The sequence below is a fragment of the Alkalibacterium thalassium genome, assembly GCF_900101165.1.
GTDB lineage: Bacteria > Bacillota > Bacilli > Lactobacillales > Carnobacteriaceae_A > Alkalibacterium > Alkalibacterium indicireducens.
Map to the genome: position 1 here is coordinate 84,633 of NZ_FNFK01000002.1, position 26,258 is coordinate 110,890.

Consider the following 26,258-nt stretch of genomic DNA (forward strand, 5'->3'; position numbering starts at 1 on the left):
AGGCTGTGAAAAAGAGTGAGCGGATTCGCTCACTCTTTACACGGTCTATCTTGCTCGATTCGTCTACTAGTGTACCACACCTGCCTAAACAAGGCAACTTTAACGGCATCAGACTAGATGTCGAACAAAGAAAGCTGATTTTCATCTGGAAGTCCTTTTAAGGCATGGTTTGTTTCCAGATATTCCATTACGGTTTTTGAGACTTTCCCTCTTCTTGAAAGATCTTCTTTTGAAAGGAAAGGCTCGTCTTCTCTAGCCTCTACGATCGCTCCTGCTACACTTGCTCCAAGAGATGGGACAGCTCTGAATGGTGCAATCAGTGCATTGTCTTCAATGATAAAGTCAGTAGCGTGTGATTTGTCCAGATCGACCATCTTGAATTCAAAGCCGCGCTCGACCATTTCGTTAGCCAGTTCCAGTACCGTCAGCAGGTTCTTTTCCTTCGTGCTAGCATCCATCCCTTTATCCGTAATTTCTTTCATTCTTGACTTGATGCCGTCTTTCCCCTGGCACATCGCTTCCAGATCAAAGTCACTGGCTCTGATGGAAAAGTATGCGGCATAGTAGTAAAGCGGATAATGCACCTTGAAGTAGGCGACCCGAAGTGCCATAAGGACGTAGGCAGCTGCGTGGGCTTTAGGGAACATATACTTGATCTTCAGGCAGGAATCGATATACCATTCCGGCACGTCTTTTTCACGCATGACGGCCTGCCACTCATCCGGTATCCCTCGACCCTTACGAACATGCTCCATGATCTTGAAGGCTATGTCATCTTCTAATCCTTGATGCTGAAGGTAGACCATGATGTCATCACGACACCCGATTACTTCAGCGAGAGGGATGTTATGCAGTCTAATCAATTCCTCAGCATTGCCCAGCCAGACATCCGTTCCGTGTGACAGTCCGGAGATCTGAAGCAGCTCAGCAAAGGTCGTCGGATTGGTCTGCTCAAGCATCTGACGAACGAATCGTGTCCCGAACTCCGGAACACCCAAGGTCCCTGTTTTTGAGAAGATCTGTTCTTCAGTGACTCCGAGAACTTCTGTGCCGCTGAAGAGTTTCATGACGTCAGGATCGTTGACAGGGATATCCAGAGGATCGATTCCTGAAAGGTCCTGCAGCTTACGGATCATTGTCGGATCATCGTGTCCCAGGATATCAAGTTTTAGCACATTATCATGAATAGAATGAAAATCGAAATGCGTCGTTTTCCATTTAGATTCCTGATCATCTGCTGGATACTGCACTGGACTGAAGTCGTAGACATCCATATAGTCCGGAATAACGATGATTCCACCAGGGTGCTGCCCGGTTGTCCGTTTGACACCTGTCAGCCCCTTGGACAGACGGTCGATTTCGGCTGATCTATAATGCAGCTGATGATCCCTCTCGAATCCTTTAACGAATCCAAAAGCAGTTCGGTCTGCAATCGTACCGATCGTACCGGCTCTGTAGACGTATTCTTCCCCAAACAACTCTTTTGTATAGTGGTGCGCTGTTGCCTGATACTCTCCCGAGAAGTTCAAATCGATATCAGGGACTTTATCTCCTTTGAATCCCAGGAAGGTTTCAAACGGAATATCCTGTCCGTCTCTGTATAAGTCAGCCTGACAGTTCGGGCAGGCTTTCTCCGGAAGATCGAACCCCGACCCTACTTCTCCTTCAGTGAAGAACTCAGAGTACTGACAGCTGTTGCATCGGTAATGTGGAGGCATTGGGTTGACTTCTGTGATCCCCGTCATCGTAGCAACGAAGCTCGAGCCGACCGACCCCCTTGAACCAACGAGATACCCATCTTCAATACTCTTATGCACCAGTTTCTGAGAAATCAGATAGATAACGGAAAACCCGTTTCCGATGATACTGTCCAGCTCTTTCTCAAGCCGGGCTCCGATGATTTCCGGAAGCGGATCACCATATAGACTGTGAGCCTTATCGTAACTCATCTGTCTGATCTCTTCTTCCGCACCTTCCATCTTAGGAGTGAAGAGATCTTTCTTCACTGGAGTGATGCCGTCTTCGATCTGACGATTGAGTAGCTGCGGGTTCTCTATAACGACTTCGCGGGCCTTGTCTTCTCCGAGGAAGCGGAACGCGTCCATCATTTCATTTGTTGTCCTGAAATGAACAGCTGGATTATTTCCTGGTGACGAAGCAACTGATGACTGTGTCTCCATCAGGATGTCACGGTAAACAGCATCTTCCGGATGAATGTAGTGGACATTCCCAGTCGCAATGACCGGCTTGTCCAGCTCTTCACCCAGTTTGATCATGTTGGTCAGAATATCTTCCAGATCAGCATCACTTCTGACTAGCTCCCGTTGAATCAGGTCACTGTATACTTCTTTGGGCATGATCTCCAGATAATCGTAAAACTCCGCAACCCTTCGGGCTTCTTCATAGCCTTTTTGCATCATCGCTTCAAAGACTTCCCCTTTTGAACAGCCCGATCCTACAATAATGCCTTCCCTGTGTTTTTCCAGTACAGAACGAGGCAGTCTGGGGACTCTGTAAAAATAATCCACTAGTGACGTTGAAATCAGTTTGAATAGATTCTTCAGTCCGGACTGTGAACTTGCCCATAAGGTCACATGGCTCGGACGGGAGCGTTTATACGCATCCCCTTCACCCATGAACTGATTTAATTCATCGTGATAATGGATGTTGTGTTCTTCCTGCGCCTTCTTGACAAAGATCCAAAGTAGATTACCGGTCGTCTGCGAATCATAGATCGCACGGTGGTGCTGTTCAAGATTGACTTTGAAGCGCTTGGCCAGCGTATTGAGTCGATGACTTTTGAATGTCGGGTTGATGAACCGTGAAAATTCAAGTGTATCGATGACCGGAAGGGTCGATACGTCCATCTTGTGTTTCTTGTATGCCGTGTTCAGAAAGCCCATATCGAATGAGGCATTGTGAGCAACTAGAATCGCGTCTTCAGAAAAAGCTCTGAACCGCTCCAAGACATCTTTTTCGGTCTTGGATCCCCGTACCATATCATCGGTAATGCCGGTCAGCTGAACGGTCGTTTCTGACAGCGGATGACCCGGATCGATGAACTCCTGAAACTCTTCCACTACATTTCCTTTGTGCATTTTTACAGCCGCAAGTTCAATTATGCTGTCATAAATAGCTGAGAGCCCTGTAGTTTCAACGTCGAATACGACATAAGTCGATTCATTCAGGTTAAGGTGGCTTTCATTATAAGCCACCGGCACTCCGTCATCGACCAGATTTGCCTCCAGCCCGTAAATGACTTTTATATTATTTTTCTGACCGGCAGCATGGGCTTCTGGGAATGACTGACCACCTCCATGGTCCGTAATCGCAATGGCTTCATGTCCCCACTTGGCCGCCTGTTCGATCAGTGCAGTCGCCCCGGAAATCGCGTCCATCTGACTCATATTTGTGTGGGCATGCAGCTCAATGCGCTTGCTTTCCCCTTCGAACGTATCTTCTCTTTCAGCATGGAAGGTCTGAGTAATATCCTGTACGTTCATCACAAGATCCCTCATGAATGTGTCTTCCTGAATGCTCCCTCTGACCTTTACCCAGATACCGGGTTTGATTGCATCAAAAAGAGCTTCGTCTGATTCATTGTTTGAGAACCGTTTACAGGTAAAAGATGAAGAATAATCGGTAATCTTCATCAGAAGCAGTTTTCTTCCGGATCTCAGTTCTCTGACTTCAGAGTCGAATACATATCCTTCAAGCGTGATGCGTCGCTCTTCTTCAACAACTTCGATCATTTGCTTGACTTCTTCGTTAGCTGGGATAGCCCGTCCCAGTTTGATCGGGCCACTATGACTGTCTTCTCTGGACTGCTCTTTTTTCTTTTCGGCAGTTTCGATCATTTTCGTATACTCCTGAGCCATCAACCGGTCATTTTCTTCTTTTTTAAGTTTGAATTCATTGACCTTGTCCTGACTAGCCTGAGCATCTACTAAAGCCCTGACTGAAAAGGTTTCAGGAAATCCCAGTTTGTGATAGGCCTTGCTGATTTGAGGCAGGAATTCTTTGTCGTATTTGTCGAAAACAAGCTCCTGGTCAATTATGAACAGCCATTTTTTATCTTTAAAAACAGGAAAACGTTCTGAAAAAACCTGGTTGCAAATTGGTGAATCCACTCCACTTTGCTTGCACGCTTCATTCCAGTAATCTCTCACTTTTTCCACAGTGATAGTTGGCTCGCTTGTCCGGACAGTCAGGTTCACATCACAAATCGCCTTGAACGATTCTCGGATGGCGTGACTGATGGCCAGATAGAGACGGTAAGGCAGAATATTCGGAAATGTCAAAACAAGGTCCCATTTCTTCTCTCGTTTATAGACGGTGACTGATTCAACTTCACCCTTATGTATCCATTCTTTATCTTCATCACTTAATTCGACTTTTGTCTGTTTAAGAAGTGTCTGAAACAGTTCAGTTTTATTTAAACTCAAAGTAAATCCTTCTTTCTCCTGTCACTTTCCTACGATTATAGAACAGAAAACTGAGACAGTAAATGCCTCAGTTTTCATTTTAATCATTTAATTAGTTCTGATTGTTCATCAGAATATCGATAGTCTGCAGCACTTCATCTAGTCTGGCCTCGACCATTTCACCAGTCTTGCGGATGTTTATTTCTACTATACCTTCAGCTGCTTTTTTACCAACAGTTAGCTGTACCGGAATACCGATCAGTTCTGCATCTGTGAATTTAACACCAGGACGCTCTTTGCGGTCGTCCAGAAGAACTTTATAGCCTTTAGACTTGAACTCATCATAAAGGCGGAAAGCCAGTTCTTTCTGCTCGTCATTTTTCACTTGGACAGGGATAATATGCAGATCGAACGGGGCAACAGCGGCTGGCCACACCAGTCCTTTATCATCGGCATACTGTTCAGCAATAGCTGAAAGCAGTCGGCTGACTCCGATGCCGTAGCTTCCCATAATAACTGGCGTCTGTCTGCCATTACTGTCCAGAACGGTAGCATTCATAGCGTCGCTGTAACGTGTTCCCAGCTTAAAGATGTGCCCGATTTCAATTCCCTTGGTAAATTTCAGGCTGCCTTTCCCGTCAGGAGAAGGGTCGCCTTCCTTTACAGTACGGATATCGGCGAATGTTTCAACAGAAAAGTCTCGACCAGGATTGACATTGATCAGGTGAACCCCTTCTTTATTCGCTCCTGTCACTCCGTTGACCACATCCTGAACATGCAGGTCTGCAATAATTCGAACCTCCTCTGAGAGGTCGACCGGTCCAACGTATCCTGGTATAGTCTTGAAGATAGACTTGATCTGGTCATCCTCTGCAGGCACGACCTCTTCAGCTCCGATAGCGTTTCTAAGCTTGATATCGTTAACCTCCTGATCGCCTCTAACGATCGCAAGAACAGGCGTCTCATTATCTGCCATGTAGAGCACACTTTTGAGAAGCTGAGCTTTAGGTAAATCAAGGAACTCAGAAAGCTCCTGAATCGTTGTCGTATCGGGCGTGCCCACTTCTTTCATTTCAAGCAGAACATCTGTATTAGGTGACTGCTTGTATGCACTTGACGCCATTTCCAGGTTGGCTGCGTAGTCACTGCCGTCGGAATACACAACGGTATCTTCACCAGCATCAGCTAGAGCCATAAATTCTACGGAGTCTTTTCCTCCCATGGCCCCTGCATCACCGATGATCGAGCGGAAATTCAGCCCGAGTCTTTCGAATGCTTTTGTATAGGCCTGGGCAATCTGATCATAAGCTTCATCCAGACTCTCATAATTATCGTGGAATGTGTAGCCATCTTTCATGATGAATTCTCTTCCGCGCATCAAACCGAAACGGGGACGCTTTTCATCTCTATATTTAGTCTGGAACTGATAGAGGTGAAGCGGAAGCTTCTTGTAAGATTTGATTTCTTCACTGATCAGTTTAGCAAATGTTTCTTCATGAGTCGGTCCAAGAATAAAATCACGCTCATGACGGTCTTTAAGCTTGATCAGATCTTCCCCGTATGTTTCATATCGTCCGGATTCCTTCCATAAATCTGCAGGAAGTAGCGCCGGAAGAAGCATTTCTGAACCCTCAATCGCATCCAGTTCTTCACGTATAATTACTTTGATGTTTTCGATGACGCGGTATGCCAGTGGTAGATAGCTGTATACCCCTGAAGATACCTGTCTGATGTATCCTGCTCTCAAAAGCAGCTGATGACTAATCACTTCAGCATCATTTGGAACTTCTCTTAATGTAGGTGCAAACAATTTTGACTGTTTCATATAAACGACTGTCTCCTTTAGTGGTTAATTTAAAAAGAATGTCTGAATATCATTCCATGTAACTAGTAACATGAGGATTAGAAGGAACAGGACACCGATAAGTGTAATATACCCTTCCTTTTCCTGACTCAATGGTTTCTTGCGTACCCCTTCAATGAGGTTGAGCAGCAGTTTCCCTCCGTCAAGCGCGGGGATGGGAAGCAAGTTCATGATACCGAGATTCACACTTAAAATTCCGATCCACCTGATGAGTCCGAATATTCCCGCTTGAACAACTACTTCAGTTGTTGCATAAATTGCAACAGGCCCACCAAGCTGGTCAACGCTGAAACCGCTGGTAAAGAATGATCCAAGTAAGGTAACTATTTGAGTAATGATAAACCATGTTTCTGTGAATCCGAAGGTCAATCTGGCAGTCAGACTGTCGTCTACAAATGTCTCGATGCCAATTCGCCCCACTACTTCATTGCCTGAATCATAACTGTATGGCGTGATCGTCTGCTGGACACGTTCTCCATCGGCTGTTTCGATGTCGAAAGTCATAGCTTCTTCTGGACTGTCCTGAATGATCAGAACCATTTCATTCCATGATCCGACTTCTTCGTCATCAATAGAAAGAACACGGTCTCCTTCTTCAAGACCCGCTTCAGCTGCAGGAGAGCCTTCTTCAACTGCTCCGATGAGAGGCTCCTGAGAAGGGACTCCCCCCTGCAAGAAAGCAAGGGCTGTAAATGCAATGATTGCCAGTATGAAATTATTCATCGGACCGGCAAAGTTGGTCATCATCCGGTTGCCAAGTGACGCACTCTGGAACTGACGATCTTTCGGAGCAATCTGAAGCGATGTTCCGTCTTTTTCTACTAAAAGAGCGTCATGATTGACTTCATACCTTTTAACTTCAGTATCAAATCCGACACGTCCGGCTATGAACAAATTTTCATCAAAATTGAAATCAGTCACTTCCAAAGGTACAGTATCCAGCGCCGCGTCTTTAGACTGTAGATCGATTTTTTCGACCTTATCCTGATCATCCAAGGATAAACTGACGGTCATGCCGGGTCGTATATCAGCTTCCTCTTCATATCCTGCCATCCTGACATATCCGCCAACAGGAAGCAGCCTGATGGTATAGGTTGTTTCTCCTTTGCGATGATGAAAGATTTTCGGTCCAAATCCGATGGCAAATTCTCTTACTAGAATGCCTGCTCGTTTTGCAAAATAAAAATGACCAAATTCGTGAATAATGACAATAATCCCAAATACAAGGGCAAACGCAAGAATAGTCTGAATCATAAAGGTCTCCTTCTTCTATCGTAATAATCCGATGACAAATAACACATTAAGTACTAAAAGCAGGCTGTCGATCCGGTCCAGTATCCCACCATGTCCTGGGAGTATCTTTCCTGAGTCCTTGACACCGTACTCTCTCTTTATCTTTGACTCAACCAGATCTCCTAACTGCCCTACTACTGAAAGCACCATCATAAAGAGAATGGAAAGGATGTAAGAGTCCGCTATCGGAAAATAATTAAGATAGATAGCGCTGACTATGGCAGAAGCAATCGTTCCACCGGCTGATCCTTCAATTGTTTTATTTGGAGATATACTAGGTGCCAATTTTGTTTTTCCAATTTTTCCACCAATGAGATAAGCTCCAGTATCAGTTGCCCAGATTACTAGTAGTACAAGCAGGACAAAGGTCAGACTATACTGTCTTAACGATACAAACGAAACAGTACCGACTCCTATATAAACCGTCATCAATAACACAGAACCGATCTGCCTGATTTTTAAATCAGGATTCCATACAGAATAAACCAGCAGTATCAAGCCTTGCAATATGATTACAGGCGTAAAGATATCACCTGAAAAAAGCTCGTTCACTCTCGGACTGAGAGCCATACTCAATACAATAAGACCCGACAGAATGGCTGGAAAGGAGCGAATGCTTATCTTTTCCATCTGAACAAACTCCATCAGTGCAAAAAGCGCAACTAATCCCACTAGCAACTCTAAGGGCCATGACCCAAATATAAACAATGGTATGAATAATACTAGTGCAATAAGTGCAGTTAATATACGTTTAGACATCTTCATCCTCAGCTTTCATAGTAGTTTAGACCGCCCCGTATCTCCGTTGTCTGTTTATATAGCTCAAAAGGGCCTCGTCCAGTACATCACCGGTGAAATCAGGCCAGAGAAGATCTGAAAAATAAAATTCACTGTACGCATTCTGCCAGAGAAGAAAATTGCTTAACCTCTGTTCTCCGCTGCTTCTGATCAGAAGGTCCACATCCTGATAAGGTGCAATTGACTGCGTAAGCAGATGATGCTCGATCATTTCCTCATTTATTTCACTAATACTAATTTCGCCATTTAAAGCCCGTTCACATAATGACTGAGTCGCTCTGACAATTTCTGCACGACTGCCGTAATTGAATGCGAAATTCAGAATCATTCCATCATTATCTTTCGTCTGATCCATTGCTTTCTGAATCGCTTTTCTTGTTGAGGTAGGAACTTTTTCTTCGAAACCAATCATGTTGACTCTCACATTCTTTTCCTGCAGTTCCGGTACGAACCGATCAAAAAAACGAATCGGCAGCTGCATAAGAAAATGAACTTCCTGAGGAGGACGTTTCCAGTTCTCGGTTGAGAACGCATAAAGTGTGAGCACTTTGATTCCACGTTCACTGGCTCTGATGGTCACTCGTCTGACTGCTTCCATGCCTTCCTGGTGCCCAAATTTCCGCGCTTTCCCCTGTCGTTCTGCCCATCGTCCATTTCCGTCCATTATCACGGCGACGTGTGCAGGTGCATTTGTTTCTTCATTTTCAACCATATTTATTGGTGCCTGATGCACCATACCCTCCTAGAAATAAATATACATCTCTTCTATTGTAGTAAAAATCTATTTAAATTGCTACAGAAATTCAGAAGGTGTTTATGAATATTTTAAAACGTTCTGTTTTCTGTATTTATGGCGATTTGCTATACTATAAGTAAGCTAACAGAAAAGTGTTAATTTAATATAAAGGAGGACCTGCATATGAGACGCTTAAGAAAGTATATTATCAGCATAGTCGTTACTTCAGTTGTTACTAAATTAGTGAACAAATACATTATCAGTAAACTATAAAGCAAAAGGAGAGTCAGCTCTGCTCTTTAAGGATGATGGGATACATTCCTTAAAAGTGCTTCAGCTACTCTCCTTTTTTTATCCTTCTAAAATTTCCTTTTCTTTTTCTGCAGATAGCTTGTCGATAGCTTTAACACTGGCATCTGTCAGCTTTTGAACTTCCTCTTCATAGTGATGAAGGTCATCTTTAGTCAGTTCACCATCTTTTTCTGCCTTCTTCAATGAATCGATTGCATCACGGCGAATGTTCCTTACAGCAATTTTCGCATTTTCAGCTTCCTTGCCTACCTGCTTTGCTATGTCTTTTCTTCTTTCTTCCGTAAGTGCCGGTACGACGAGTCGAATGACGTTCCCGTCATTTGCCGGCGGAATTCCGATATCAGACTGATTCAGTGCTTTCTCAATGTCACCGAGTGCATTTTTATCATATGGGGTGATAAGAAGAACACGTGCTTCAGGTACTGAAATCTGCGCTACCTGGTTCAAAGGCGTAGGTACACCATAATACTCGATGTTAATGCGATTCAGCAGACTCGGGTTAGCACGTCCTGCACGGATGCTTCCAAGTTCCCTTACATAAGCCTGCTCCGCTTTTTTCATTCTTCCCTGTGTGTCTTTCAATATTGCTTCAGTCACTGTTTTTTCCTCCTTACAGTTGTCCCAATCGTGTCTCCTAAGGCTACACGTTTAATGTTACCTTTTTTATTCAGATTAAATACGACTAATGGAATATCGTTGTCCATACTTAAAGAGGACGCTGTGGTATCCATTACCTGAAGTGATTTATTTATGATATCCAGATAAGTCAGTTCTTCGAACTTAACGGCATTGGCATCAATATTCGGATCAGCCGAATAAACCCCATCGACATTGTTCTTGGCCATCATGATGACATCAGCCTGCATTTCTGCGGCTCGAAGCGCTGCAGTTGTATCTGTTGAGAAGTACGGGCTGCCAGTACCTCCGGCGAAAATGACGACACGGCCTTTTTCAAGGTGACGCATAGCTTTTCTGCGAATATATGGTTCAGCAACCTGACGCATTTCAATAGACGTCTGAACACGTGTTGGTACACCGGCATTTTCAAGTGAATCCTGTAGGGCCAGAGCATTCATGATCGTAGCAATCATCCCCATATAATCTGCCTGTGAGCGCTCCATACCCATTTCAGCTCCAACATGACCACGCCAGATATTCCCGCCGCCTACAACGATGGCGATTTCGACGCCAAGTTCATGTACATCTTTAATTTCCTGACAGATTTCATGTATAGTTGGCGGCTTTATGCCGAATCCAGCATCTCCAGCAAGAGCTTCTCCACTTAATTTCAGTACGATTCGCTTGTACTTCGGTTCATCCATATAATCGTTCCCTCCATAATTCATACATTTTTATTCTACCACATAACAAGTGCAAGGTCATTAAAAATTGACAGTTATTCCGTGCAGCTATGCGACGTTTTAAAATAATTAGCGTTCTATTTTGTTAAATTAAAAAACCATAATCCCCTGCACTTTTTTGTACGTACTCTGCCGCCTGCTTTCCAGCCTGTCTTCCGAACACGATGGTTTCAGCAATTGCATTGCCACCTATCCTGTTTTCTCCATGCAGTCCCCCGCACGTTTCTCCGGCTGCATACAAGCCACTGATCTTTCTGCCATCTTCATCAATCACTTCAGACCTTGTATTGATTCTGACACCACCCATGGTATGGTGAATTCCTGGAGCCACTTCTATGGCATAAAACGAACCTGTCTGAATGGGATGTTCCATGGCAGTAGTCCGTTCGAACAGGTCGTCTGATCCACAGGCGACGGCCTGATTCCATTCTGAAATCGTTGCTGCTAATACTTCTTTTGGTACACCGATCTGATCAGCCAGTCCGTACAACGTCTCTCCTTTTAACACCATATCTTTTGACTCGTAGAACCCGACCGCGGGCACTCTTTCTTTTAGCTGTTCATCGAAAATCAGGAACGCTTTCTGTTCTGGACAGTTTATAATAGCGTGTGATACCACATCTCGACGGTCCATTTCGTTGACAAACCGTTTCCCTGACAAAGAAATGAGTATGGCTCCTTCGCCTCTTATTGCCTCTGTCAATAAAAATCGACTTCTCTGATGAACTGTGGGATGGATTTGAATCTGATCAAGATCTCTGATACTTCCTCCGACCGCCTTGACCATGTCGATCCCACTCCCTAAACTTCCTTCGTGATTTGTAGTGATAAGCTTAACAAGGTCAGGAGCCACTTCTTCTATTTTTTTATAATTACTGCCAAAACCACCAGTTGCTATGACAACAGCCCCGGCCCTGACTAAGTTTTCACCTTGCCGGTCTATAGCTACATAAGCGCCGTTGATCAGATTAGTATCTTCTGATGTCGACAGACGAATGACTTCTGCAGAAATAAAGAGAGGGATCCCTCGTTCTTCGACTATACGCATCAGACCTTTCATCAAGTATCCTCCGATAGCAGATCCATCAGATGGTCTATGTGTTCGTTTAACAGACATTCCGCCTGTAGTTGTGAGACTGGACAAAGTAATGTCCATTGAGTCAAGCCAGTCAACTGCTTTCGGCGATTCTTCAACAAAATAGGACAACAGCTCTACATCGTTTGTCCGGTTTCCGCCAGCAAGTGTCTCTTCATAAAAAAGTGAATGACTGTCCTCAATCCCCTGGGCCTGCTGAAATTTTGTCTGTGAAGCGTTCATTCCCGCAGATGCTTTAATGCTGTTCCCTTTCACACCGGGCATGCTCTCAAAAATAACAGGACAGGCACCTGTATCATTTGCCTGAATCGCCGCTGATAAACCGGCTGCACCTGCACCAACGATAATAACGTCGTATTGAGTATTAAGCTGATCTTTATGTAAAATCATATGGCCTCCGTTCTGTCAGAACCCTTATGTATTTAGTAGTGGAGATAGCTTGCAAAAAAAGAGCAGGGATCAAATACCCCTGCTCCATATCTACAAACTTATTTATTGCCTAATTGGCTTTGAACTTCTGCAGCGAAGTCTTCAGTACGTTTCTCAATTCCTTCTCCCACTTCGTAGCGGATGAATGATTTGATAGATGCACCTTTTTCGCTTAAGTACTCACCAACAGTTTTGTCTGGATCTTTAACATATGGCTGATCAACAAGACTTACTTCTGCTAGCCATTTGTTCAGACGTCCCTGTACCATTTTTTCAACGATATTTGCAGGTTTTCCTTCGTTTTTAGCTTGTTCAGTCAACACGTTCAGTTCGTGATCTCTTTCTTCCTGAGAGATTTCTTCACGAGTGATGAATTTAGGATTAATTGCCGCAATGTGCATAGATACGTTACGAGCGACTTCTACATCATCGGTTCCTTCAATAATAGAAAGAACAGTAATACGTCCACCCATGTGCTCGTAGTCGCCGAATACATCATTGTCAGTTTTTTCTACAACAGCAAAACGACGTAGAGTGATCTTCTCACCGATAGTCTGAGTCGCTTCAGTAATTGTATCCTGAATTGAGTCTCCCCCCATATCCAAAGCAAGTGCTTCTTCTATAGTTGCAGGTTTGTTTGCTGCTATAGTTTTAGTAATACCTTTAACAAGGTTCTGGAATTTATCGTTTTTAGAAACGAAGTCTGTTTCTGAGTTGATTTCTGCGATAGCCGCAACGTTACCCTCGATGTGAACGTTAGCCAGTCCTTCAGCCGCAATACGGTCTGCTTTCTTAGCTGCTTTAGATACACCTTTTTCTCTCAGGTAATCGACAGCTGCGTCTAAATCTCCATCAGTTTCCACTAATGCTTTTTTCGCATCCATCATTCCAACGCCTGTTTTATCACGTAACTCTTTTACTTGAGCTGCTTTAATGTTTGCCACAAAAATTCCTCCTTAGTCGTATATCGATCCGGTAAAAAGCGATGATTACTCGTTATCGCCTTCGACGACTTCAACGATTTCATCTAGAGAATCAGATTTAGCTTCTTCTTCAAAGCCTTCTTCTCCCTGATTTCCTTCGATAACAGCATCAGCCATTGTTTTAGTCAGTAATTTTACTGCACGGATAGCATCGTCGTTTGAAGGGATGATAACGTCGATCTCATCTGGATCACAGTTAGTATCTACCATTGCTACGATTGGAATATTAAGTTTTTGAGCTTCTTTAACAGCAATGTGCTCTTTTCTTGGGTCAACAACGAATAACACGTCAGGACGCTTAGGCATATCTTTGATTCCGCCTAAGAATTTTTCAAGACGATCGCGTTCTTTGATTAGGATACCGACTTCTTTTTTAGGAAGGACATCGAATGTTCCGTCTTCTTCCATTTTTTCGATCTGTTTCAGACGCTTGATACGCTTCTGAATTGTATCCCAGTTAGTTAGCGTTCCACCCAACCAACGGTGGTTGATGTAGTAAGCGCCAGCTCTTTGAGCTTCTTCTTTGATCGCATCTTGTGCTTGTTTTTTAGTTCCTACAAAAAGAACTGTTCCGCCATCTTCTGCAATATCACGGACATAGTTGTAAGCTTTGTCGATCAGCTTAACAGTCTTCTGCAAGTCGATGATGTAAATGCCGTTTCTTTCTGTAAAGATATATGGTTTCATCTTAGGGTTCCAGCGTCTAGTCTGGTGACCGAAATGAACACCTGATTCTAATAATTGTTTCATTGATACAACTGCCATTTGTCATTCCTCCATTTGGTTTTATATTTTTCCTCCCCGAGCTTCATCTGTTTGAACACTCCATGGCAATAGAGCACCATTCAATCCATCCACTCAGGTGTGAAATTTGGTGCTTTTTGCACCGCTGATAAGTATACTACATATACTCTTAAAATGCAACTCCCAGTTATTTTTTTCTTGCACATTTTACAGTTCTATCGCATACTATACTGAGAACCTAAAAAGGAAGTGGACCCTAGTGTTTTTTTCATTTGTTAGATTAATTGTAAGGTTGCTTATACTGACTTTAAATGGACGATATAAAGTCCAAGGTAAGGAAAACCTGCCTATAGATGATAACTATATTCTTATAGCACCTCATCGCTCATGGATCGATCCGGTATATTTAGTCCTTGCCGCCTCGCCCAAGCAATTCAGTTTCATGGCAAAAAAAGAACTTTTCAAGAACCCACTCTTTAAGTGGCTGATTACAAAAATGAACGCTTTTCCTGTTGACCGTAAAAATCCTGGCCCAAGTGCCATCAAGACCCCAGTCAAGATTTTGAAGGAAACCGATCTCGGTCTGGTGATTTTCCCCACAGGAACACGACATTCCACTGAACTTAAAGGTGGCGCTGTTACGATAGCAAAAATGAGTAAAAAACCGATTGTACCTGTTGTCTATCACGGCCCTTATACATTCAAAGACCTGCTGAAACGTCAGAAAGCAACTGTACGCTTCGGAGAACCGTTCATAGTTGAACCTAAAATAGAAGGCATCAAGGACATCACTGCTTATTATTCCGAAAAAATACAGGATGCGTTCATCTCTCTAGATTATGAAGATCATAAATAAAAAAAAGCCTTATCCAGACATCAACCAATCTACTGGCTGATGTGGATAAGGCTTTTTTTGCTTTGCTAGTATATTTCTATCACTGCAGACCGATGTTCTGCAATTCGTACATATCTCTGTATGAACCGCCACGTTCAATCAGCTCGTCATGGGTCCCGCGTTCTATAATATGCCCATTATCGAGTACCAGGATCTGATCAGCATCTCTGATCGTAGACAGACGGTGAGCGATCGCCACAGTCGTTCGTCCCTGACGCATGCGTTCCAGACCTTCCTGAATGAGCGACTCCGTCTCTGTATCGATATTTGCTGTTGCTTCATCGAGGATTAGGATTTTAGGGTCCTTTACAATCGTTCTGGCAAATGAGACCAGCTGTTTCTGACCACCGGAGAAGCTGGCCCCTCTCTCAACAACCCGCGCATCATATTGACCTGGAAGTTCTTCGATAAACTGATCGGCTTGAACAAATCGTGCCGCTTCAATTATCTCTCTATCTGTAATAGCCTCGTTCATCAAACGGATGTTGTCCTTGATTGTTCCGTAGAAAAGGAAGGAATCCTGCAGAACCAGACCTATACGCTGACGCAGCTCCCGCATAGGGAAGGATCTGATGGACTGCCCATCGATCAGCACGTCCCCTTTCTGGAAATCATAGAAACGCATCAGCACGTTTATGATCGAAGACTTTCCGCTCCCTGTATGACCGACAAGCGCAATAGTCTCTCCTGGATTTACAGTGAACGAAATGTCTTTCAGAACGTAATTCTCGTCGTCATATGAGAAGCTTACATTTTTGAACTCTATCTTGCCGTCAGTGATCTGCGCTTCAGGATCGTCGTCCTGCTCCGGCACATACTCTTCGTTATCCATAACTGTAAGGATGCGGCTGCTTGAAACAACTCCGTCTTGGAACAGACTCAGACTATCCATCAGCCGGGTCAATGGTCTGAAGAAATCATTTGCATATGATGTGAAGGCAAAAATGATTCCTACTTCAATCGGGCTGGTCAACGCGTCGAACCCGAACAGTGCCAGGATCAGAACAACAGCAAGAGTATACAGCATGTTAATGACCGGGCTCAGAAGCAAGGCGTTGATTCTGACCATGGAGAAACGAGAATTGAAGTAGGACTGGTTTGTTTCTTCAAATTCCTTCTGAAGCCGTTTTTCCTGTCTGAACTGCTGAATCACTGACATCCCGTTAATGGTTTCTGCAAGTTTTGTGTTCAGCAGGCTCAGCTTGGATTTCATTTCATGGTAAGTGCGTGAGCTGTAGACCTGATAGAATCTGATGACCAGTAGTAGGACCGGTGCAAAGATAAGGAGCCATAGTGTCACCGTTACATCCAGAAGGAACATTGCTCCAAGGGAGATGATGACACCAAACACCCCTTGTATGATCGTCAGAAATACATGCCAGAAGTCCTTCATTGCTTCAGTATCATTTGTAGCTCGCGTAATGATCCAGCCAGTAGAGGTCTGATCGAAGAATCGCATGCCTAGATTATGAAGTTTGGTGAACAGCTGATTTCTTATGTTCTGTACTGTTTTTTCTGATGCCATATTAAAGATATACAATTCGAAATACCAGACAGTCATTCTAACGATCGTCACACCAAAGTGTAGAGATGCGAAGAAGAGAATGGTCTGAATCGTCACGCCGCCGACTGTCAGGTGGTCATCAATGAAAACCTGAATGATTCGGGGGAGTGCCGCATTAGTCACTGCAAGAGCCACACTGAAACAGATAGCCAGTATAAACTGATTTCTGTAAGGTGACGCAAATGTAAGGATCCGTCTCAGTATACTTATCTGTTCGTTAAACGGAATCGTTCGTCTTTTCTGTAGTTCCTGCTGTTCCATTAGCCCTCTCCCCCTTCCAGTTCCCTTACCAGCTGCTGCTGTTCATACATATCCTTATACCATCCATCCTGTGCAAGCAACGAATTGTGCGTCCCGCGCTCGACAATTTCACCGTCTTCGACAACGATGATCTCTTCAGCGTGCATGACTGAGCTGATACGGTGAGCCGCAATGATCGTCGTCTGTCCTTTGCGCAGTTCTTTCAGCCCTGATAGGATACTTTCCTCAGTCTTCGCATCGACAGCCGATAGTGAATCATCAAGAATCATCAGTTCAGGATTGATGAGGATAGCCCGGGCAATTGATATTCGCTGTTTCTGCCCCCCGGACAGTGACACGCCCCGCTCGCCTACTTCCGTGTCATATCCATTCGGTATCGCAAGAATATCATCATGAATATCAGCAAGTTTAGCTGCCGCTTCGACAGCTTCCTGAGACAAGGTCGGATCTGCAAAGCGGATATTTTCTCTTATCGTATCTGAAAACAGATAGTTATCCTGAGGCACATAGCCTATATGTTTCAATAACGCATCGAGGGTATAATCACGTATGTCATATCCCCCGTACCTGATCCTGCCTTTATACCCATCATATTCTCTGAGAAGCAACTTAAGAATCGTTGTTTTACCTGCTCCCGTTTTACCAACGACACCTAATGTCCCGCCAGCTTCAAGCGTGAAGTGTATGTTTTTAAGGGTGGTCCCTTCCTCATCAGGGTAGGAAAAGGAATCAAGTTCAAAAGACAACTCTCCTGAAACCGGTTTGTCTATCGCCCCTTGACGTTCCACTATTGATGTCTCTTCTCTAAGCAGATTTTCGATCCGGTCATAACTGGCAGATCCTCTTTCAATAATGTTGAACAGACGTCCGATAGCAAACATCGGCCAAACGAGCATTCCGATATAATTGATGAATGTCACGAAATCTCCGACAGATATTTCTCCGTCTGAAATCAGCCAGCCTCCTACAAGTATCGTCAGGAAATATGAAATCCCCATGATAAACGTAATCGCCGGATCAAAAAGTGAATCGATTTTGTATACTGATCTGTTCTTTTCAACGACATTGTCAGTCTGTTTTGAAAATTGCTCTATATCCTCTTTTTCCTGTCCAAACGTCTTGATGACCTTGATCCCCTGAATACTCTCCTGAACTTTATCATTCAGATGCGAAAAAGCAGCCTGAGCGTCTCTGAATCTCAGGTGAAGCTTTTTCCCGAGCACACGAGACGTCATGGCTAATAATGGCAGTGGAATGATCGCCAGAAGTGTCAGGCGCCAGTCTACAAAAAAAATCATTGCCAGCAAAGTGGTCAGACCGACACTGATTGCATCAGCCATCGTAAGAATCCCTCCACCTGCAACCATTCTAAGACCACGAAGGTCATTTGTTGCATGTGCCATCAAGTCACCTGTACGGTATTTCTGAAAGAACTCATTATCCATATTTGTAAAATGATTGAACAGCTGCTTACGCACGATCTGTTCAAGTTTAGCAGCGTTTCCCCAGATACGCACCCGCCATAAATACCTTAGAGCATACTGACCGATTGCAGTGGAAGCCAGAATCAGCAGCCACGTAAGCAGCGATTCCTGTGTGATTATACCCATATCTATTTCATCGACTACAATGCCTATAATTCTCGGTGGAATCAGCTGGAGCAGCGCTACGATGATCAGCGCACCTATTCCTACCAGATAGGATTTTTTCTCCTGTTTGAAAAACCAGCTCAGTCGTTTAAATATCCCCATATCGTCGTCTCCCATTAGCTTAATCGATTGTGAAAGCAATATGACATATTGTCATATTGTGTCAAATGTTAACGGACAGCGTTTTATTCTGTCCGTCCCTTACTTATTTTTTCTTTTTATTCTTTGCGCTCTTCTGCTGAGATTTCATCTGACTCATCATCTGATTGATCTTACGTTCAGAAGGTTTCTGTCCCATTTGAAGCATCATCATACGCAGCATGTTTTCGTCGATTGGTGGATTTTTTTCAAAATAGTCCATCATATATTTTCTGGAAATAAAGAATCCTCCGACCAGTCCGGCGATCAGAGCTAAAATAATTAGTACAATAGCAAGGCCTGTGCTCATCTTGTTCACTCCTTTCAAAAATCGATACTGTAACCATACAGCAGACATAGACATATCTACTCACTGAACTATTTTACACAATAAACGTGGAGAAATAAACCTTTATATGTTAAAAAGCTATTTTATACCATCGATCGACTTAGAGAGGGAAGTACTGGCCAGTCCGTCTTCCTGTTTTTATTCACAACATGCTGAAAGCCACCTGTGCTCCAGCAGGAATACAGGTGGCTTTCAGACTTTTCAGTTAGATTATTTCATTGAAAGGTAAGTGTTGACAACATTTTTAGAAGTAAATCCGTAAGCTTCAACAACAGCTTCACCATTACCACTTGCTCCGAATTTGTCGATCGCAAGAATACTACCTTCAGGTCCAGCATAACGGTGCCAGCCGAATGGAGATCCCATTTCGATAGCTACTCTGTTTTTTACAGCAGCTGGAAGAACAGATTCCTTGTACTCTTCAGACTGAAGTTCGAACAAATCGAAACTTGGCATGGAGACTACTGATACATCGTGCCCCTGTGCTTTCAGTTCTTTCTGTGCCTCAACAGCTAATGTCACTTCAGATCCAGTAGCGATCAGGATACCATCAGGTGTGTCGTTTTCAGACGGAGAAAGGACATACGCACCTTTCTTAACATTTTGTCTCGCTGTTTCCTTAGTTCCAGGAAGAACAGGAAGATTTTGACGAGTCAGCACTAGCATAGTTGGACGGTTAGTTGATGTCACAGCAATTTCCCAAGCTGCAGCTACTTCGTTACCGTCAGCCGGACGAAGAACAGTCAGATTGTGCATTCCTCTGAAGCTAGACAGCTGTTCTACAGGTTCGTGAGTCGGTCCGTCTTCACCTACGGCAATTGAGTCATGTGTCATGACATAGATAGCCGGAATTTCAGATAGTGCAGCCAGGCGTACCGCTGGTCTCAGATAATCTGTAAAGACGAAAAATGTAGCAACGTAAGATTTTGTTCCCCCATGAAGCAGGATACCGTTTAGAGCAGCTGCCATAGCAAATTCTCTTACACCGTACCAGATGTTGCGTCCGTCATACTGACCAGCCTGGAAGTTTTTAACACCACTGATCATAGTCTTGTTCGATCCTGACAAGTCGGCAGATCCACCCCAGAAGTTAGGGACAGCTTTAGCAATAGCATTCAGCACTTTTCCACTGTAGTTACGTGTTGCATCTGCTCCGTCTTCTTCAGAAAATGAAGGCAGTTCAGCATCCCATCCTTCTGGAAGCTCTCCAGATAAAGCCAGGTCGAACTGATTCGCAAGTTCACCATTAGCACTGCGGTATTCATCAAGTAGACTGTTCCACTTATCTTCTAGCTCCTGACCTTTATCGATCATGTGCTCTTTGAATCGCTTAGTGACTTCTTCAGGTACGTAGAAGTCTTCGCCTTCCCAGCCGTATGCTTTCTTGGCAGCTTTTACCCCTTCAGGTCCAAGTGGTGCACCGTGAACATTGTGCGTACCGGCATTTGGTGCTCCGAATCCGATGACTGTTTTGATTTCGATAAGTGTTGGTTTATCGGTGGATTCTTTCGCTTTAGTTATTGCAGCATCGATGGCTTCTAAATCGTTTCCATCTTCAACCAGGATATGTTCCCATCCGTAAGCCTCAAAACGCATACCGACATTTTCAGTGAACGCTTTTGAAGTCGGTCCATCAAGCTGGATATTGTTGGAATCGTAAAGCATAATCAGTTTGCCTAATTTCAAGTGACCAGCCAGAGAAGCAGCTTCCTGAGAAACACCTTCCTGAAGGTCTCCGTCTCCACACAGTGCATAAGTATAGTGGTCAACGATGTTATAGTCACCTTTATTATAGGTAGCAGATAGGTGTGCTTCTGCCATTGCCATTCCTACTGCATTAGCTACGCCTTGACCTAGAGGACCAGTAGTTGCCTCGACACCATCTGTGATATGCACTTCAGGGTGTCCTGGTGTAATCCCTCCCAATTGACGAAAGTTTTTAAGGTCATCAATAGACACGTTATAACCTGACAGATGAAGAAGGCTGTATAATAGCATAGAGCCGTGTCCTGCTGAAAGGACAAAACGATCTCTATTGAACCATCTCGAATTTTTCGGATTAACGTTTAAATGACGGGTCCATAATGTATATGCCATAGGAGCTGCTCCCATAGGTAACCCAGGATGACCTGAATTAGCTGCCTGTACTCCATCAATACTTAATGTACGAATCGTATCGACAGCCATTTGATCTGTTTTATCGAACAATGAACTTCAACCCTTTCGTTTGTTTAAAATTTAAACTTACTCTGTTATTGTACTATTTTTAGCGCTTTATTTCAATCTATTCTGCAGTTATTGCGAATATGGCTGTTTACTCATCCCGGCCATGGAGGCCTTTTTCTTTCTGAATCTCTTTCACTTTATCTGGTGTGACATCATTTCCATCAGGATCCACAACTTTCATCCCTTCGATCTGATTCTTCATGCCGGACCTGAAAGCTTGGATATACTCTTCTCTCAACCCTTTTTGTTCATCTTTTTCTTCCTGAGACAGACCGTCGCTTCTTTCTTTTCGTACGAGTTCATTTATTCTGTCCAGTTTTTTCTTTTCTAACATAGAATCCTCCTCAGTTCTCTTTTCTTGCAAGTCCTACACCTTATATCATAACATTCATGATTAAAAAGTGGTAGATAAGATTCGATCGAAACCTGCTTCCTTTATTCGAACATCCGTTTGAATTAGCGTCTGCCCTATGCTATACTGATAACAATAGAACAGTTGTTCATATAAATTATTCCGAAAGTGAGGGTGAGTAATGACCACTAGAGGCCGTAAAGGTGAAAAACAAATTGAAATTCTACAATATATATATAACCAAGTGAAGAAGAAAGGGTATCCTCCCACTGTGAGAGAAATCGGGATGGCGACAGCTCTCTCTTCTACGTCAACAGTTCACGGACATTTAGCACGTCTTGAAAAAAATGGATTCATCCTAAGAGACCCCTCGAAACCAAGAGCGATCGAGTTCACTAAAGCGGGATTGGATAAACTAGGAATAGATGAAGAGGACAAAATACCTCTACTAGGAGTAGTCACTGCCGGCGAACCTATCCTTGCTATTGAGGAAGCTACAGATTATTTCCCGATTCCAAATGACCTGGAGCTGGACAGAGGCAATCTGTTCATGCTGACTATCCGTGGAGATAGTATGATGAATGTTGGTATTCTAGACGGCGATCAGGTTATCGTCAGAAAACAGGAAAGTGCAAGTAATGGAGATATTGTCATTGCCATGACTGAAGATGATGAAGCAACCTGTAAACGATTCTACAAAGAAAAGAATCATATCAGACTTCAGCCCGAAAATGATGCACTTGACCCTATCATCCTTAACGATGTAAAAATTCTCGGAAAAGTTATTTCTTTATATAGAAGCCATATATTCTAATAAAAACCCCCTTCTCACTCGAGAGGGGGTTTTCAGTATTTAGTAAGTCATTAATTTAAAAATGTCATAGCCTTCAATTTTATCGCGACCTTTTAAATCAGCAAGTTCAATAAAGAATGCCGCACCGACAACTTCTCCACCCAGCTTTTCTACAAGTTCGATCGTTGCAGCTATGGTACCTCCAGTAGCAAGCAGGTCGTCTGTGATCAGCACTTTTTGACCTGGTTTGATCGCATCTTTATGGAGCTGAAGGATATCATTGCCGTATTCAAGTCCGTAACTCACTTCGACAGTTTCTCTTGGCAACTTTCCTTTTTTACGGCAGGGTGCAAAGCCAATTCCCAGTTCATTGGCAACAGGACAGCCAACGATGAACCCTCTGGCCTCAGGACCGACGATCATTTCGACCCCTTTTCCTTTAGCGTATTCAACGATCTGTCTGGTTGCTTCTCTGTAAGCTTCGCCATCGGCCATCAGTGGAGAAATATCTCTAAACACAATCCCCTCTTCAGGAAAGTCAGGTACATCAGCAATATATTGTTTAAAATCCATTTATAATCCTCCGTTATGTTTACACATACTTAGTCTGTGTCATTTATGGCAGCCATCAATTCGTTAAAAGAGCTGTAAACCAGTTTTTCTTCAACAGCAATCTGTTCCAGCCGTCTTTTATACGTCTTGGTGTCTTCCAGTTTTTTCGGGTCCGGATCGGCAACGACTCTCACCTTTCCATCCTCTATTGTAACAAATTCGTTCTCTAAAAACACCATTAACATGAATTTAGCGACTTCTTTATCGATATTAAGCTTAGTCACCAGTTCCCTGGTGTCTTTTGACAGATCGACTGTTTCCTTTGTTCGCAGCCATTTATACAAAGATGAGAACGTTGAACGTTTCGGCATGCCTTTAAAATAGTACTCATTTGGACAATAAAGATACAAGTAGAAAGACTGCTTCACATAATTCCTGTACACAGTCCGGAAAAGTTCGAGATGGTCTGGAGTATCAACAACAATTATTTTAGTCGTTTTGCTGACCGAATATAACTCAGTGCTCATGTCCACCAACTGACAGGTAGCTTCTGGATGAATCTGTTCCTGCCACTTATTATATACTGCTTTCTGAAAGAATACATAATGGCCTTCAGAATCGAGGAACACTTCCGACTTTAAAGTTGACTGGCGTCTGTCGATGACTATTTTTTCTCTGGATTTGAAGTCGACAGCCTGGATCTGAACCTTTCTGTTTCCATTCCATTCATTGATCGACACATATCCAGCAACATCTATTTCCGGCTGGGTTTTGAACACATCAAACCAGTCTGAAGCTCCAAATGCGATCAGATCCATTTTAGTATCATTTTTAGTAACGAGCGATTTTAAATGATCCTGATTCGCCCCTATCAAGCGAGCCCCTTCTGGAACGACAGAAGAAATATTAAATATAGGTTTTCTGTTATCTTGGCCAAATGGTCTGAGCTGATCAAGTTCCGTAATCAGGTCGATGGACAGATCTTCCCATTCTGCCGTAACATCAATTGTCAGTTCAGTCTTCAGTGCCCTATCTCCCACTAGATTCTTCGCACTTTTCTGGAGTGCGTCGTAGAATGTTTCCAGATTGGTCAACTCAAGGCTGACACCACAGGCCATTTCGTGTCCACCAAAACTGCTCAGGAGATGACTGGTCTGCTGCATACAGTCGAACAGATTGAAACCGGACACGCTTCTACCTGAGCCTTTCATTATCCCAGTCTCCTGGTCAACAGAAAATATGAGAGCTGGTTTTCCAGTCTTTTCAGTCACTTTACTGGCCACGATACCCAGCACCCCTTGATGCCATTTCTCGTCTTTTAATACAATAACTTGATCATTTTGCTGTTCATCAACTCTAGATAATGCTTCGCCGGTAATCTGACTGACTATATTTTTTCTTTCACTATTTTTCTCCATCACTTTTCTGCTTAGGTCTTCTGCATTTTTCTCATCATATGTAGTGAGAAGGTCGACAACCATCGTGGCATCCCCTAAACGGCCTACGGCATTGACAGGCGGAGCAAGCTTGAAGCCGATCGTTTCTTCATCAATGTCTTCCCTGAAGATTTCAGCTTGTTTTAATAGACTCTGCAGCCCAACTCTTTGGGTCTGTCTGATCAGCTTCAAGCCGAAATAAGCGAGCGCCCTGTTTTCATCAGTGAGAGACACTACATCTGCTATCGTTCCGATCATAGCCAGTTCGATCATTTCTTCGGGCAATTCTCCAAGAAGGGCTTGCGCTACTTTCAGACTGACACCGGCCCCTGCGAGTTCCTTAAACGGGTAACTGCCTTCGGGATGCTTAGGGTGTACAATGCTATAAGCTTGTGGGAGCTTTTCCGGGCATTCATGGTGGTCAGTCACAATGACATCGATCCCCAGTTCATTCGCTCTATTAATCGCATCGTGTCCAGCGATCCCATTGTCAACAGTCACGATCAGCTCAGTACCTTGTTCAACTAAGCGTTCAAATGCATTGATATTCGGGCCATACCCTTCAACAAACCGATTAGGAATAAAATAGTCAACATTCCCCCCGAGCATCTCGATCGCTTCATATAAAATAGTTGTGCTTGTAACTCCGTCCGCATCATAATCGCCATAAATTGTTATTTTCTGATGGAGCTCGATGGCTTTCTGAATCCGTTCAATTGTTCTGTCCATATCCTTCAGTTCAAAAGGATCATGAAACCATTCCGCTGTCGGCGTCATAAAGTGACTGATGTCTTCTTTAGTCGTCAGTCCTCTAGCCATACATAAGCGTATGAAAGTTTTTGACTGGTTCATTTCAGCAGCGAGATCTGAAATTGCCTGATCGTCACCGATTGTATTATTTCGCCATATTGTTTCTGCTAGCACTCGATTCACTCCTAGTCTGATTCACGTTCCTACATTATAACAGAAAAAAACAGACACAATAAAGGAAGTCTTTACTGCGTCTGTTTCATAATATTTCTATTAGTCTAAGATCTGAACGCCAATACCAATCAGACCTGGTCCAGTGTGGACACCCAGTGCTGGACTGACTTGATCAAAGAAGAACTGTTCATAATCAGGAAGCTTGGCCTTCAGCTCCTGTCTGATTGCTTCAGCTTCTTTTAGAGCAGTTCTCCCACCGTAAGCAACTGCCAGATTGTACTTTTTAGCTGTAGAAGCAAACTCTTCAACTAACTGAATAGTTTTGTTCACAGACTTTGCTTTACCTCTGACTTTAGCTACAGTGTGATAGATTCCATCTTCATTACACGTAATGATCGGTTTGAGGTTCATCATGCTTCCGAGAACTGATTGAACCAGACCGATTCGTCCGCCTTTCTGAAGGTACTCAAGTGTAGGCACATGGAAGAAAACTTTCGCTTTTTCAATGCCCTTCTGAAGATTAGCCTTGATTGTATCCCATTCTATATCTTTTGCTGCCTGAAGTGCTGCTTCCACAACAGAAAAACCTGCACCAATACCGATATTTTTAGTATCCAAAACAAATATTTCCAGCCCTTCGTACTGCTCAGCCACAATGCGGACCATGTTATTCGTTCCACTCAGTCCACTTGAAATCGTCACGGCAAGTACTTTTTCATATCCTTCTGCCTTGATTTCATCAAACATTCCTTTGATGATTTCTCCATCAGGAAGAGAAGTCTTTGGTATTTCTTCACTCATTCGGTCATAAACTTCTTCAGCGGTAATGTTTACTTTATCAACATATTCACCGTCTTCAAAAATGATCTTCAAAGGAATGACCTTGACATCATATGTCGTACGAATCTGTTCAGGTACATCTGAGCCCGAGTCGGTTAATATAGCAATTTTTTGTTTATTCATTTTTTCCCCTACCTTATCTATAATAGTAATTACCATTTTTTTTGTTTTTTCGTGTTGTTTTAATGTAACTATCGTTGCTCTATCAATTAAAATACAAAAAGGCACCTCTTCCCCCC

At 43.4% G+C, this 26,258-nt stretch carries 20 protein-coding genes; 2 read left to right on the forward strand and 18 right to left on the reverse strand.

The window, feature by feature from the left end:
* Window positions 1-113 precede the first annotated feature (113 nt).
* The 10 genes from BLR76_RS01255 to rpsB form a co-directional block, all read right to left on the reverse strand.
* Window positions 114-4,445, reverse strand: coding sequence for a PolC-type DNA polymerase III (locus BLR76_RS01255; RefSeq protein WP_091264473.1), 4,332 nt, complete (start codon window positions 4,443-4,445; stop codon window positions 114-116).
* 91 nt (window positions 4,446-4,536) lie between these two features.
* Window positions 4,537-6,249 carry a proline--tRNA ligase gene (locus BLR76_RS01260; protein ID WP_091264474.1) on the reverse strand — a complete coding sequence of 571 codons (1,713 nt, stop codon included), beginning with the start codon at window positions 6,247-6,249 and terminating at the stop codon, window positions 4,537-4,539.
* 24 nt (window positions 6,250-6,273) lie between these two features.
* A complete protein-coding gene (rseP, locus tag BLR76_RS01265; RefSeq protein ID WP_091264477.1) occupies window positions 6,274-7,542 on the reverse strand; it encodes an RIP metalloprotease RseP in 1,269 nt (422 codons plus the stop codon).
* A gap of 15 nt (window positions 7,543-7,557) precedes the next feature.
* Complete coding sequence (locus BLR76_RS01270; protein WP_176759571.1) at window positions 7,558-8,340, reverse strand: phosphatidate cytidylyltransferase; 783 nt, start codon at window positions 8,338-8,340, stop codon at window positions 7,558-7,560.
* A 25-nt stretch (window positions 8,341-8,365) separates the two neighbouring features.
* On the reverse strand, window positions 8,366-9,091 hold the full coding sequence (locus tag BLR76_RS01275) for an undecaprenyl pyrophosphate synthase (protein ID WP_245682993.1): 726 nt from the start codon (window positions 9,089-9,091) through the stop codon (window positions 8,366-8,368).
* 375 nt (window positions 9,092-9,466) lie between these two features.
* Complete coding sequence (gene frr / locus BLR76_RS01280; protein WP_218121378.1) at window positions 9,467-9,988, reverse strand: ribosome recycling factor; 522 nt, start codon at window positions 9,986-9,988, stop codon at window positions 9,467-9,469.
* Window positions 9,989-10,020: 32 nt separating this feature from the next.
* Window positions 10,021-10,749, reverse strand: a complete 729-nt coding sequence (gene pyrH, locus BLR76_RS01285; protein WP_091264485.1) for a UMP kinase — start codon at window positions 10,747-10,749, stop codon at window positions 10,021-10,023.
* A gap of 124 nt (window positions 10,750-10,873) precedes the next feature.
* The gene (locus tag BLR76_RS01290) at window positions 10,874-12,274 is read right to left on the reverse strand and encodes a flavocytochrome c (RefSeq protein ID WP_091264488.1); all 1,401 of its coding nucleotides are present in this window, start codon (window positions 12,272-12,274) and stop codon (window positions 10,874-10,876) included.
* 98 nt (window positions 12,275-12,372) lie between these two features.
* Entirely contained in the window at window positions 12,373-13,257 is an 885-nt protein-coding gene (tsf, locus tag BLR76_RS01295; RefSeq protein ID WP_091264490.1) for a translation elongation factor Ts, read from the reverse strand.
* Between the two features lie 45 nt (window positions 13,258-13,302).
* Window positions 13,303-14,061 carry a 30S ribosomal protein S2 gene (gene rpsB, locus BLR76_RS01300; RefSeq protein WP_091264492.1) on the reverse strand — a complete coding sequence of 253 codons (759 nt, stop codon included), beginning with the start codon at window positions 14,059-14,061 and terminating at the stop codon, window positions 13,303-13,305.
* 238 nt (window positions 14,062-14,299) lie between these two features.
* On the opposite strand from rpsB, the gene BLR76_RS01305 reads away from it, so the two are divergent.
* Complete coding sequence (locus tag BLR76_RS01305; protein WP_091264494.1) at window positions 14,300-14,896, forward strand: lysophospholipid acyltransferase family protein; 597 nt, start codon at window positions 14,300-14,302, stop codon at window positions 14,894-14,896.
* Window positions 14,897-14,975: 79 nt separating this feature from the next.
* Here the strand turns inward: BLR76_RS01305 and BLR76_RS01310 are convergent, their stop codons facing one another.
* From BLR76_RS01310 to BLR76_RS01330, 5 genes are all read right to left on the reverse strand, one after another.
* Window positions 14,976-16,760, reverse strand: coding sequence for an ABC transporter ATP-binding protein (locus tag BLR76_RS01310; RefSeq protein WP_091264496.1), 1,785 nt, complete (start codon window positions 16,758-16,760; stop codon window positions 14,976-14,978).
* Entirely contained in the window at window positions 16,760-18,511 is a 1,752-nt protein-coding gene (locus BLR76_RS01315; protein ID WP_091264498.1) for an ABC transporter ATP-binding protein, read from the reverse strand. Before BLR76_RS01315 ends, BLR76_RS01310 begins: the two co-directional genes overlap by 1 nt.
* A 103-nt stretch (window positions 18,512-18,614) precedes the next feature.
* Window positions 18,615-18,857, reverse strand: coding sequence for a YneF family protein (locus tag BLR76_RS01320; protein WP_091264501.1), 243 nt, complete (start codon window positions 18,855-18,857; stop codon window positions 18,615-18,617).
* A gap of 249 nt (window positions 18,858-19,106) precedes the next feature.
* Complete coding sequence (gene tkt / locus BLR76_RS01325) at window positions 19,107-21,104, reverse strand: transketolase (RefSeq protein ID WP_091264502.1); 1,998 nt, start codon at window positions 21,102-21,104, stop codon at window positions 19,107-19,109.
* A gap of 106 nt (window positions 21,105-21,210) precedes the next feature.
* Window positions 21,211-21,456 (reverse strand): DUF896 family protein, encoded by a 246-nt coding sequence (locus tag BLR76_RS01330; RefSeq protein WP_091264505.1) that lies wholly within the window; start codon window positions 21,454-21,456, stop codon window positions 21,211-21,213.
* A gap of 199 nt (window positions 21,457-21,655) precedes the next feature.
* Here BLR76_RS01330 and lexA point away from each other — a divergent pair, with 199 nt between their 5' ends.
* Window positions 21,656-22,288: a transcriptional repressor LexA gene (lexA, locus tag BLR76_RS01335; protein WP_091264508.1), complete on the forward strand. Its 633-nt coding sequence runs from the start codon at window positions 21,656-21,658 to the stop codon at window positions 22,286-22,288.
* Window positions 22,289-22,327: 39 nt separating this feature from the next.
* Here the strand turns inward: lexA and BLR76_RS01340 are convergent, their stop codons facing one another.
* The 3 genes from BLR76_RS01340 to BLR76_RS01350 form a co-directional block, all read right to left on the reverse strand.
* Window positions 22,328-22,840, reverse strand: coding sequence for an adenine phosphoribosyltransferase (locus BLR76_RS01340; protein ID WP_091264510.1), 513 nt, complete (start codon window positions 22,838-22,840; stop codon window positions 22,328-22,330).
* A gap of 29 nt (window positions 22,841-22,869) precedes the next feature.
* Window positions 22,870-25,179 (reverse strand): single-stranded-DNA-specific exonuclease RecJ, encoded by a 2,310-nt coding sequence (recJ, locus tag BLR76_RS01345; protein WP_091264512.1) that lies wholly within the window; start codon window positions 25,177-25,179, stop codon window positions 22,870-22,872.
* A 99-nt stretch (window positions 25,180-25,278) separates the two neighbouring features.
* The gene (locus BLR76_RS01350; RefSeq protein WP_091264514.1) at window positions 25,279-26,142 is read right to left on the reverse strand and encodes a DegV family protein; all 864 of its coding nucleotides are present in this window, start codon (window positions 26,140-26,142) and stop codon (window positions 25,279-25,281) included.
* Window positions 26,143-26,258 lie beyond the last annotated feature (116 nt).